General features: G+C 67.4%; 9 protein-coding genes, 1 pseudogene and 1 other annotated feature. Of the genes and pseudogenes, 2 read left to right on the top strand and 8 right to left on the bottom strand.

The window, feature by feature from the left end:
* A pseudogene (locus ASD19_RS14535) lies at nucleotides 1-97 on the top strand (IS5/IS1182 family transposase); the annotation flags it as partial.
* Between the two features lie 27 nt (nucleotides 98-124).
* Here the strand turns inward: ASD19_RS14535 and ASD19_RS07860 are convergent.
* The 8 genes from ASD19_RS07860 to ASD19_RS07895 form a co-directional block, all read right to left on the bottom strand.
* Nucleotides 125-562 (bottom strand): IS3 family transposase, encoded by a 438-nt coding sequence (locus ASD19_RS07860; protein WP_055990862.1) that lies wholly within the window; start codon nucleotides 560-562, stop codon nucleotides 125-127.
* Nucleotides 470-598 (bottom strand) — a sequence feature (AL1L pseudoknot). (Overlaps the previous gene by 93 nt.)
* Nucleotides 556-882, bottom strand: coding sequence for a transposase (locus ASD19_RS07865; protein WP_055990865.1), 327 nt, complete (start codon nucleotides 880-882; stop codon nucleotides 556-558). Its footprint overlaps the feature before it by 43 nt. Before ASD19_RS07865 ends, ASD19_RS07860 begins: the two co-directional genes overlap by 7 nt.
* A 315-nt stretch (nucleotides 883-1,197) precedes the next feature.
* Nucleotides 1,198-2,082 (bottom strand): sugar phosphate isomerase/epimerase family protein, encoded by an 885-nt coding sequence (locus tag ASD19_RS07870; RefSeq protein ID WP_200941086.1) that lies wholly within the window; start codon nucleotides 2,080-2,082, stop codon nucleotides 1,198-1,200.
* On the bottom strand, nucleotides 2,079-3,101 hold the full coding sequence (locus ASD19_RS07875; protein ID WP_055990871.1) for a zinc-binding dehydrogenase: 1,023 nt from the start codon (nucleotides 3,099-3,101) through the stop codon (nucleotides 2,079-2,081). The genes ASD19_RS07870 and ASD19_RS07875 overlap by 4 nt, the downstream gene beginning before the upstream one ends.
* A 20-nt stretch (nucleotides 3,102-3,121) precedes the next feature.
* The gene (locus ASD19_RS07880) at nucleotides 3,122-3,901 is read right to left on the bottom strand and encodes a carbohydrate ABC transporter permease (protein ID WP_162246656.1); all 780 of its coding nucleotides are present in this window, start codon (nucleotides 3,899-3,901) and stop codon (nucleotides 3,122-3,124) included.
* A gap of 80 nt (nucleotides 3,902-3,981) precedes the next feature.
* Nucleotides 3,982-4,812 (bottom strand): carbohydrate ABC transporter permease, encoded by an 831-nt coding sequence (locus ASD19_RS07885; protein ID WP_055990878.1) that lies wholly within the window; start codon nucleotides 4,810-4,812, stop codon nucleotides 3,982-3,984.
* Between the two features lie 172 nt (nucleotides 4,813-4,984).
* Nucleotides 4,985-6,364: an ABC transporter substrate-binding protein gene (locus ASD19_RS07890; protein WP_055990881.1), complete on the bottom strand. Its 1,380-nt coding sequence runs from the start codon at nucleotides 6,362-6,364 to the stop codon at nucleotides 4,985-4,987.
* 72 nt (nucleotides 6,365-6,436) lie between these two features.
* Nucleotides 6,437-7,573: a Gfo/Idh/MocA family protein gene (locus tag ASD19_RS07895; RefSeq protein WP_268777927.1), complete on the bottom strand. Its 1,137-nt coding sequence runs from the start codon at nucleotides 7,571-7,573 to the stop codon at nucleotides 6,437-6,439.
* Nucleotides 7,574-7,707: 134 nt separating this feature from the next.
* Between ASD19_RS07895 and ASD19_RS07900 the strand changes: the two genes are divergently transcribed.
* Complete coding sequence (locus ASD19_RS07900) at nucleotides 7,708-8,919, top strand: ROK family protein (RefSeq protein WP_055990887.1); 1,212 nt, start codon at nucleotides 7,708-7,710, stop codon at nucleotides 8,917-8,919.
* The last annotated feature ends 883 nt before the right edge of the window (nucleotides 8,920-9,802 follow it).

A 9,802-nucleotide genomic window follows, 5' to 3' on the forward strand; every position in this document is an offset into this window, starting at 1 on the left:
CGCCACCCGCTACGACAAGCTCGCCGTCGTCTACCGCGCCGCCGTGATCCTCAACGCCGTCATCGCCTGGACCCGACAATTGTCAGACACGCCCTAAGGGTCGCGGACCATACCGATCCCCGTTCTACCGCGAAATCACGCCCATCACCCACAGCTCGTTCGGACGGTCCGCACGGAAGCAGCGCAGCACGTGATCTGGGGGCCGCGTCGACGAGGAGTCGGGACGAGGGGTGACGAACTGCTTGCCGCGGCGGATCCCGCGCAGCCCCTGCTGCCGCATGAGACGCTCGACCGTGCAGCGGGCCACGACGATCCCTTCTCGTCGCAGCAGATGCCAGACCTTACGGACCCCGCTGATCCCGCGGCCGAGTTTCCGATCCCAGAACACCCGCTCGATCTGCACGATCAATTCCGCGTCGCTGACGGCGCGCGCGGAGGCCAGCCGGGTCTTGAACGCGTAATAGCCGGACGGGGCGATCTTGACGCCGTGCGCGGTCAGCACCCGGCAGATCGGCTCGACCCCGAACCGGTCACGATGTTCGTCGATGAACTGAACTACCACGGCAGTCGCGGGTCGAGCTCCCGCGCGAAGAACGAGGAAGCCGCCAACAGGATCTCATTGGCCCGCTTCAGCTCCCGGTTCTCAGCCTCGAGCTGCTTGATCCGCGCAGCATCGCTCGTGGTCGTCCCTGCGCGTCCGCCCGCGTCGATCGCGGCCTGCTTGCACCAGCCCCGCAACGTGTCGGAGTTCACCCCGACACGCTGCCCGACCCGGGACACCGCCGCGTGCAGCGACAACTCCGGATCTTCCTTCCTGGCCTCGGCAACAAGCCTCATCGCACGCTCACGAAGCTCCGGCGGATACTTCCTCGGTGCCGGCATAGTCATCATCCTCTCGGGGAATCAGACCCTCCACGAGACCCGGAACGATTCATTCCACTAGTGGAGATCGAACCCCGGTGGGGATCGTAAGAACGATCGCACGCTCGCGGATTCCTCGAGGACGAGGTGCACCCCACCCGCGCGGGTCACGCCGACGTAGGACAGCTGATCACAGAACGGATCCTCGGCGCCCCTCCCCGCGAGGCGTGAGACGTGCTCGAGCGCCGTGCCGCCCAGGGCGGCACGGCGCTCGACGATGTTGTGCTCACGGTGCCCAACACTTCGAAAAGGAGTCGCCCGAGCGGACGATCCTCGTCAGTATTGCGCCAGCTCGTCGACGATCGGCCGGATATAGGCGTCCGACGCGCGCAGCTGCGCTCCGATCTTCTCCAGCGCCCAGCCGTGCGTGCCGTGGCACTTCAGGCTCGCGGGGCCTTCGTAACCGACCGCGGCGAGCGAGCGCAGCAGTACCCGGTGGTCGAGCGTGCCGTCCGGACGCGGGAGCTGCTGCTCCCCCGGGCCGAAGTTGAGGCCGTCCACGCCGTGCTGGTAGTTCCGGTCGATGTCCCAGATGTAGTAGTAGAAGAGGCGCTTGCGCTCGGCGAGGAAGGTGACGACCTCGGTCACGGCCTCCTGCATGACCCACAGGTGAGGGGGCGCGACGCAGACGCCGAGGAACGGGTCGTCGATGTCGCGCACGAGCCGCTTGATCTGCGCGAGCGAGTCGACGCCCTCGTCCCAGCGTCGGTCCTCGTTGCCCCCCTGCTCGAAGTCCGCCGAGAACGGGACGGTGAGGTGGTTCTCCACCGCGATCCGCACGCCTCGACGACGTCCCGCCTCCACGATGGGAGGCAGGAAGCGGGAGACGAACTCGGGATAGTTCGCCTCGCAGTCGAAGATCAGCGTGTCGATTCCGAGGTCGGCGGCGAAGTCGACCCGCTCGAGGATCTCATCCTGGGTCTTGCCGTAGGTCGTCAGACCACACGGGCGCACGCCGTACGTGTCCAGGACGCGGAGGATCTCGCTCGGGTCGTCGCCGGGATTGACGTGGTGCCCCAGCGGCGCGGCGGAGGACCAGAGGTTGATCTCGGTGAAGCCGATCTCGGCGAGATCGCGGACCGCGTCCTCGAAGGGATGGTCGTGGTACGGGAGGATCTCTGCTGTGTAGCGGAACATGCTCGTGCCTTTCTTTGCGGTCACCAGACGAAGACGGCCTTCTCGGTCTCGCGACGGTCGAAGGCGGCGAACGCCTGTTCGGCCTGTTCGATCGAGAACTCGTGGCTGATGAGCTTCTCGACGGGCACCGCTCGATCCTCGACGAACCGCACGATCTCGTCCCATTCGCCCCGGCCGAAGTACCAGCCGCCGATCACCGTGAGGAGCTTGCGGATGATCTGTTCGCTCGGGTTGATCTCGGTGGCCCGCGACTCACCGACGAACGCGACGGCTCCGCAACGCGCCGCGGCATCCAACGCGCTGTTCTGCCCGCGCGGGTTGCCGGAGCACTCGATGACGACGTCGGCCCCGATCCCGCGGGTGAGTCCGCGGATCGCTTCGGCAGCGTCGGTGTCGGCGCTGTTCACGATGTCGTCGGCACCGAGCTCCGATGCCTGCTGCAGACGGGAGTCGAGGACGTCCACGGCGATTACGCGCGCGCCCAACGCCTTCGCCACCAGCACGGCCGCGGCGCCCATCGGGCCGAGGCCCACGACGGCGACCGTGTGCCGGCCGGAGACGCCGAGCCTCTTCTGGGTGCTGTACTGGGTGCCCACCATGTCGGTCAGGACGGCCCCGGCCTTGAAGGAGATGGTCTCGGGCAGGGGTAGACAGTTGCGCTCCGGCAGCAGGAAGTACTCGGCGTCGCCACCGTGCACGTCGAACCCGAAGCACTTCCAGTCGGGCTCGAGCATCGGCAGGCCCTGTGCCGAGTACGGTGCGTTCGGGTCCGCGATCGCGAGATACCCGGCCACACGATCACCGACTTTCGTGCTGGCGACGTTCGGTCCGACGGCGACGACCTCTCCCGCCGCCTCGTGGCCGGGCACGATGAGCTCGGTCGCACCGGATCCGACGATCGGGTTGCCGTAGTAGATGCTCATATCGCTACGGCAGATGGCGCTCGCCCGTGTGCGCACGAGCACCTCGTCGCCTTGGGGCTCCGGCGTGGGTACGTCCTCGACCACGACCCGCTTGTCGCCGGGCAGCAGCACTGCTCTCATGAGATTTCCTTCCAGGATGGTCATTTGACTGCGCCAAAGGTGAGGCCGGAGATCATCCTGCGCCGGAGCAGGATGGTCAGCACCAGGATCGGGGCGACGATGAGCGTCGCGCCGGCCGTGATGCTGCCCCAGTCGGTTCCGAACATGCCCGTGAACTCCTGCAGTCCGACGGGCGCCGTCTTCGCCGCGCTGCGCGTGAGCGAGAGCGCGAAGAGGAACTCGTTCCAAGTCAGCACGATGGTGAGCACCGCTACGGTCGCGACGGAGGGCGCCAGAAGCGGCCAGATCACGCGGCGCAGGATTACCCACTGCCCGGCGCCGTCGACCATGGCCGCCTCTTGGATCTCGTAGGGGATCTGCACGATGGTGCTCCGGAGGATCCAGATCGCGATGGGCAGGTTGAAGGCGGCGTACGGCACGATGAGCACGGGGTAGGTGTCCATCAACCCGAGCTTTCCTGCGAACACGAAGATCGGCACGACGGCGACGATGGGGGGGAACATGTACGTGGACAGGATCCACGAGGCGATCCCCTTGCGCGGGCCGAAGCTCCTCATCGACAGGGCATACGCGGCGGGTACGGCCAGCAGCACGGTCAGCACGGTCGCGCCGATGCTGACTATCGCGCTGTTGAGCAGGAGGGCTCCGAATCCTCGGGAAACTCCGCTGCCGCCCGCGAGCACTGTCGCGAAGTTCTCGAACGTCACCGGAAAGATCCACACCGGAGGCACCTGGTTCACAATGCCGGCAGGCTTCACTGAAGTGACGAGCATGAACACCAGGGGGATGAGGCCGATCACGAGCCACACCCACACGAAGCTACGGAGCACGAGCTGGAGGACAGACGAGGTGCCCCTCGGTTCGACGGTCGATGACATAATTACAACTCCTCCGGGTCCGCGCGGCGGCCGATGACGCGCTGCATGATGGGAACCAGCACCAGCAGCACGATCAGTAGCAGCACGCCCATCGCGGATGCGAGCCCGATATTGAACGTCTGGAGTCCGACGCGGTAGATGCCGAGGTTGATCATCTCGGTCGAGCTGCCGGGGCCGCCGCCGGTGACGATCTTGAACGAGTCGAAGGTCTTGAAGGCCTGGATCGTGCGCAGGACGACCGCGATGGAGAGGAACGGGATGAGGCCCGGCAGCGTGATGTGCCGGAACACCTGCCACCCGCTGGCGCCGTCGACCATTGCTGCTTCGCGCGGCTCGAGCGGCAGCGACTGGATCCCCGCCATCAGGATGAGGGCGACGAACGGCGTCCACTGCCACAAGTCGAGGACGATCAGCACCGCCCAGGCCGTGATGGGGTTGCCCAGCAGATCAATGTTGGGCGGAAGGCCCAGGAACTGCAGGTAATAGGGGATCCAGCCGTAGTTCGGGTTGACCAACTGGCGGAAGATCATCGCGGCCGCGGCGGGAGTCACCGCGAATGGCAGTAGCATCAGAGTGGCCGCCACCTTGTTCGCAGCGGTCTGTCGCGCCAACGGCACGGCCAGCGCAAGGCCGAGCAGCAGCTCGAGCACGACCACGATCGCGACGAACGTGAGGGTGACGATGAACGACTGCTGGGTAGCAGGGCTCGTGAGGGCGACCTCGTAGTTGCGGAAGCCCACGAACGAGCCCTGCCCACCGAGCACACTCGCGTTGCTGAAACTGGTGACGAGGATGTAGATCGCCGGGGCGATCGTCATGACCAGGAGCACCACCAGGGCGGGCGACAAGTATAGCCAAGGGAGCCGGCGCGAACGGAATCGGCCGCCGGACCGGCCCTCCTTGGTGGGGGGAACGGCTTGGGCGGCACCGCCGAGGGGGTGGCGGTCCCTCGATGGAAGTGTGACTGTCATGGGCTGCTCTCTGGTCGTGTGGTCAGCGGTTGACCTAGTAGCCGGCCTGCTCCAGCAGGGCCGCCACGGCGTCGGCCGCTTCAGCGATGGCCGCCTCGGGCGTCGCGTCGCCGGACGCGGCGCGGTTGACGGAGACAGCGACGGCGTGGCTGACCTCCATGTAGTTCGTGAGGCGCGCACGGCCGACGCCCACGGCGAGCGACTGGCCGAGCGTCTCGTAGAACTCCGCGTTGTCCCCGCCCCCCGCGGCCACGGTCTCGTACACGGACGTACGGCTCGGATGGAGCTCGTGCTCGGTCATGGCCAGCTGCTGCTCGGACGAGGTGAGCCAGGCGGCGGCCTGGTACGCCCAGTCCTTGTGCTCAGAGTTACGGTTCACGCTCAGCATCCACGTGCCGAAGTGGGGCCCCTCGCTCTCCGCGCGGGGCACGGGCGCGTAGCCGATCTCCCCGCCGACCGCCTCGGCCAGCTCGAGCGAGTGGTAGTTGATCGTCATCGCGGTCATGCCATTGTTGAACGAGGTCGCGGTCTCGTCCCACGACGCCGACGTACTCCCGGGCGGCACGACGCCGCTCTCGACGAGCCCACGGTAGTAGGTGAGCGCCTCGACGCCCTCCGGGCTGTCGAACGCGAGCGATAGGTCGTCCGCGACGAGGTGTCCGTCGCCGCCGAAGCTCGCGAGCAGCGTCTTGAAGTCGTCCGTCGCCCAGTCGCCCACGCCCGCCATGACAGTCGTACCGTAGAGGTTGTTCTCAGGCTGCGTGAAGAACTCAGCCACTTCGGCGTACTCGTCCCAGGTGGTGGGAACCGTCAGCTCGCGGCCATACTCGGCCTGGAAGGCCGCCTTCTGGTCGGGGGCCTCGAACAGGTCCTTCCGATACGCCATCACGGCCGCGTTCGCCTGGATCGGCAGGCCGTAGACGTCGAAGCCCTCCGAGGTGATCGCCTCCACGTCCGGGGCGCTCGTCGCGTCGGGGAACTGCCGGATCGGGTCCGCCTGGTCGTAGACGGCGGTGTCGAAGAACACCTTCGGGATGAAGTCCGCGATGTCGACATCGGCGTTCTCATTCATCTCCTCGTTGGAGATATAGCCGCTCAGGGGCTCGAGGCTGCCGACGATCGCGGGCGCCCACGGAGTGTCCACGACGAAAACGTCATAGTGGGAGCTCGACGAAGCGATCTCAGAGAAGACGCGCTGCTGGAGCGCGTCGTACGGCTGCGTATCGATCTCCAGCGCGATGTCGAACTCCTCCTCGAACGCATCGACACGGGACTGGACGGCGGCCGCGTTGGCCTCGGCCGTTGTGTAGAGGATCCGCAGCGTGTCGGGCTTCTCGCCGGGCTCGCTGGGAGCGGAGCTCCCCGAGCACCCGGCCAGGATTGCTCCCGTGGTGAGAAACGCGGCCGCGCCCACCCACCTCGTTCGACGTGATGTGATCATGAGTCAATACCTCCTTGTATTGGGCCTGAACCCGCGGTTGAGACGTCAGATGAGGGGGTGCCCTCGGGTCGTCGGGCTTTCGGTGTGCAGCCGTATCCACTCCGAGGTCCGCGCCGAGAGCAGGACCGCTTCGGTGACCTCGGTGGCCCGAAGCCCGTCCTGGAAGGTGGGCAGGCCGTCCCGCTGCTCTCCGCGCAGGGCCGCGTAGGTGTCGGCCACGAAACCGTTGAAAGCGTCCTGGTACCCCTGCGGATGGCCCGCCGGTACTACGGCCAGCCGAGCTGCGTCGGGCGACAGAACATCGGGGTCGCGAAGCAGCACCCGCCCGCCTTCACGCTCGCCCACCCACAGCGACTCCGGCTGCTCCTGGTCGAAGGCCAGAGTGCGCTGCGTGCCGTTGATCTCAAGCCACAGCCGGTTCTTGCGACCAGGGGCGACCTGACTGACGGTGAGGGTGCCGAGCCCGCCGCCGGCGGTCTCGAAGATCACGACGGCGAGATCCTCAGTGCGGACCTCCCGACCGCTACGAGTCGAGTGCGCGATGCGGGTACGCGCCTGCAACGCAACGATCCGCTCCCCGGAGACGAACTCCATCAAGTCGCAAAGGTGCGAGCCGACGTCACCGAACGCGCGCGAGCGGCCGCCCTCGGTCTCGTCGACGCGCCAATTGTCGGCGCCGGCGTCGAGCAGCCAGTCCTGCAGGTAGCCGCCCTGCAGCGTCAGCAGCTCCCCGAGACGACCCGCGCCCACCATCGCGCGCGCCTCCCGGGCCATGGGGTGGAAGCGGTAAACGAACGGCACCGTTGCGACCAGGCCGGACGCCTCCGCGGTGGCGGCAAGCCGCCGTGCCGACGACGCGTCGGTGGCGAGAGGCTTCTCGCAGACGACGTTCACACCTGCGTCGAGCACCTCCTGGGCATAGCGCGCGTGCGTGCTGTTGGGGGTGCAGATGTGCACCACGTCGAGCCCCTGATCCAGAAGCCCGGCCAGGTCGTCATGTGCGACCGGGACGTCCAACCGGTCGGCCGCCGCCCTGGCGCTTCCCGGACTGGACGACGTGATTCCAACGACCTGTCCTCCAGCGGCCCGTGCGGCGTGGGCGTGAACTCGCGCCATGAAGCCGCCCCCGACGATCCCCGTACGGATCGGATCGGTCGATGCTGTGTGGACGCGCGCTGTCACGGGAGTTATTTGACATCGCTCGTGCATCTTGTGTCAAGCCATCGGTTAAAAGATGCTCATGAGATGCCTCCTTATACCCGCTTATGGGAGGAGTTGAGCACTTCCCTCCCCGCGCGTGTGATTGACTGGGCCGTATGAACGGCATGCCCGGCAGGCTGGGGGGACCAGGCATCGGCGACTTCTTCCAGCTCTTCCGCGACGGGAACGCGCGCACGAGGGCAGAGCTCATCTCCCTGACCGGCCTGGCTCGCTCCACCGTCGCGTTGCGTGTGGACGCCCTGCTGACTTCAGGGCTTCTGCAGCCGGCGCCCGATGCCGCCTCCTCGGGCGGTCGACCGCCTGCCCGGCTCGTCATCAACCCGAGTGCGCGCCTGATTGTCGCCGTCGACCTCGGCGCGACCCACGGCGTCGTCGCCCTGACGGACCTGAACGGCCGCGTCCTGGAGAGCGTGCGAGACGACATCCGCATCTCCGACGGCCCCGAGCCCGTGCTGGAGTGGGCGTGCGACCGCGCGGAGGCCCTCCTGGCCGCGTCTCACCGTCGCGATGCGCCGCTCGCCGGCGTGGGGATCGGAGTACCGGGCCCGGTCGAGCACTCGACAGGCCGCGCCGTCAAGCCCCCAATTATGCCCGGGTGGGACGGCTTCGATATCCCCGACTTTGTGGGTCGCCGCCTCGGAACCACTGTCCTGGTAGACAACGACGTCAACGTCCTCGCTCTCGGCGAGCACGCGAGTGTTTGGCCCTCGGTTGACGACCTCCTCTTCGTCAAGGTCTCAACGGGTATCGGCCTGGGCATCATCAGTGGCGGCACCCTCCGACGCGGGGCACAGGGCACGGCGGGCGACATCGGCCGGGTGCAGGTGCCGATGAGCCGGGATTCGCGTCGGCCGCCGGGCGACGAGAGGGACCTCGAGGCGATAGCGAGCGCGCCCGCGATCGCCGCCGCCCTGGCCGCCGACGGAGTCCCGGTCTACACGACGGCGGACCTGGTCGCCCTGCTGAGCCAGGGGGATGCGCGAGCGGTGCGGGCCACGCGCGAGGCGGGCCGCGAGATCGGTGAGGTGTTGGCGACTGTGGTCAACCTGCTCAACCCCTCTGTGATCACCATCGGCGGCCTGCTCGCACGGGCGAGCGAGGACCTCATCGCGGGCATCCGGGAAGTGGTGTACCGGCGCTCGACGCCCCTCGCCACGGAGCACCTGCTGATCGTGCCGTCCACCAGCCGAGACTTCGCGGGCGTGCTCGGTGCAGCGATCATGGTGAGCCAGCACTTCCTTTCGCCGACCGCCGTCGAGACGCTCATCGCCGAGGAGCTCACCACCAAGACGGCCGCCACCGCCTGAGTGCCACTCTGAAGGCGACGGTTCAGTGGCTGCGATGCCGCCGGGAAGCGGCATCGAGTTCCTCCGCGACGAGGTCGCCGGTGATCGCAGCGCCCTGACCCGCGCCGCTATCCCTACGAGCGCGGGGCGGCGACGTAGCTGCCCGGCACGATCTTTGCGCCGCCTGGGTTGTGCGTAATGCACCGCCTGCCCACCAACCTCTCGGCCCAGGTCGAGTAGCAGCGTGTCATGGAAGCAGGGCATCGGCCTGACGAAGCCCACCGCCCACCCGCCGCCGCGGCCGTCCTCGAGCTCAGCACCTCCGTGACTGTCGTCCTCGACGACGCGCTGCACCCTCTGGGCTGGATCCGAGCGCTTCGGGCTTGAGCGCGTCGCCCTCAAACAGGGGTGAGGGCGCGTCGCCCAGGAACAGTGTCACATGGTCGGACCACTGGCGACGAGCACCGTGGGCGACCGCCTCGCACCGCCCTCCGATCACACCGAGCCCCTGATTGCGCACCTCACAGCCGTGACAGTTGGGGGCGATGTAGAACGTCGCCGGGCGATGGGTATATCGCACCGCAAGCTCGCGAGCATCGAGCAGGCACAGAGGGCGGCGCAATTCCTCGCGGCAGGGGGATCGATCGCCGATGCCGTCGCCGGCTACTACGACCAGCCTCAGCTCACGCGCGCAATGCGCTGGGCGACCGGTCACACTCCGCGCGAGCTGAGGGCGATGACCTCGTTCGTGGCGTTTGATCCTGGCCTCCGGCGCTCGTCCTCGATTTCGGTTCGATACAAGAGGGTCTGCTGAACGAAGTGGTGACAGTTTCGGTTAGGCCGCGAGGGCCAGGTTCTGGTTCATGATGGTCTCGAACTCGATCGGCGTCAAACGGCCCAGACG

It is taken from the genome of Microbacterium sp. Root53 (genome assembly GCF_001426925.1).
GTDB lineage: Bacteria > Actinomycetota > Actinomycetes > Actinomycetales > Microbacteriaceae > Microbacterium.

Coding starts and splice junctions, on each gene's coding strand:
- ASD19_RS07865 (WP_055990865.1), bottom strand. CDS start 882: ATGCCGGCACCGAGGAAGTATCCGCCGGAGCTTCGTGAGCGTGCGATG.
- ASD19_RS07875 (WP_055990871.1), bottom strand. CDS start 3,101: ATGAGAGCAGTGCTGCTGCCCGGCGACAAGCGGGTCGTGGTCGAGGAC.
- ASD19_RS07900 (WP_055990887.1), top strand. CDS start 7,708: ATGAACGGCATGCCCGGCAGGCTGGGGGGACCAGGCATCGGCGACTTC.